We start from the raw sequence: 1068 nt of genomic DNA, 5'->3' as shown, positions 1-1068 counted from the left end.
AGGCATCCACCGTGTGCTCTTAAAAACTTGACCACAAAAGATCAAAAAACTAATTCACGAGAGAACCACGAAAACCAACCACACACAACAACCACCAACCCCAAAAAGGAGCCAGTAACCATCACGCGCAGCCAGATCCAGGTTCATATTCTTGGAAATTGCTTCTTATAAAAGATGCTCGCGTCCACTATGTAGTTCTCAAACAACAACCCCAAACCACACACCCCACACACCTACGTGCGCGCTCGATGCAGCCAGGAAAACCAGAAACAAACAAACCCGGAACACCACCACGACCAAAAGCCGCAGCAACCCCCGGCCCTGTTGCCTCAGGACCCAACAGTGTGCCAAACACTACCCAACAACCACCCACCGGCACGCTTTCCCGAACACCGCCCCTCCCCAAAAGAAGAAACAAGCATCCGTACTAACAACCGGTAACAGCCACCAGGCACCTATCCGTTGATATTCCACCCTTGAGCACCCGCCGCAGAACTTGCGTCTGCGCAACGGGCATATACTCCTGACAAACTTTCCCTCCCGCAATTCAACGGGCGGATCAGTTTGTAGGTGCTCCTTAGAAAGGAGGTGATCCAGCCGCACCTTCCGGTACGGCTACCTTGTTACGACTTAGTCCCAATCGCCAGTCCCACCTTCGACAGCTCCCTCCCACAAGGGGTTAGGCCACCGGCTTCGGGTGTTACCAACTTTCGTGACTTGACGGGCGGTGTGTACAAGGCCCGGGAACGTATTCACCGCAGCGTTGCTGATCTGCGATTACTAGCGACTCCGACTTCATGGGGTCGAGTTGCAGACCCCAATCCGAACTGAGACCGGCTTTTTGGGATTAGCTCCACCTCACAGTATCGCAACCCTTTGTACCGGCCATTGTAGCATGCGTGAAGCCCAAGACATAAGGGGCATGATGATTTGACGTCGTCCCCACCTTCCTCCGAGTTGACCCCGGCAGTCTCCTATGAGTCCCCACCATCACGTGCTGGCAACATAGAACGAGGGTTGCGCTCGTTGCGGGACTTAACCCAACATCTCACGACACGAGCTGACGAC

At 54.1% G+C, this 1068-nt stretch carries 1 rRNA gene; it reads right to left on the bottom strand.

Going from position 1 to position 1068, the window contains the following annotated elements:
* Positions 1–581 precede the first annotated feature (581 nt).
* A 16S ribosomal RNA gene (locus tag QRN11_RS21410) occupies positions 582–1068 on the bottom strand; the annotation flags it as partial.

Source organism: Pseudarthrobacter sp. fls2-241-R2A-168, from assembly GCF_030209335.1.
GTDB lineage: Bacteria > Actinomycetota > Actinomycetes > Actinomycetales > Micrococcaceae > Arthrobacter.
The sequence above is the reverse complement of the archived record's forward strand: the minus strand, read 5'-3'. Positions and strand labels throughout refer to the sequence as shown.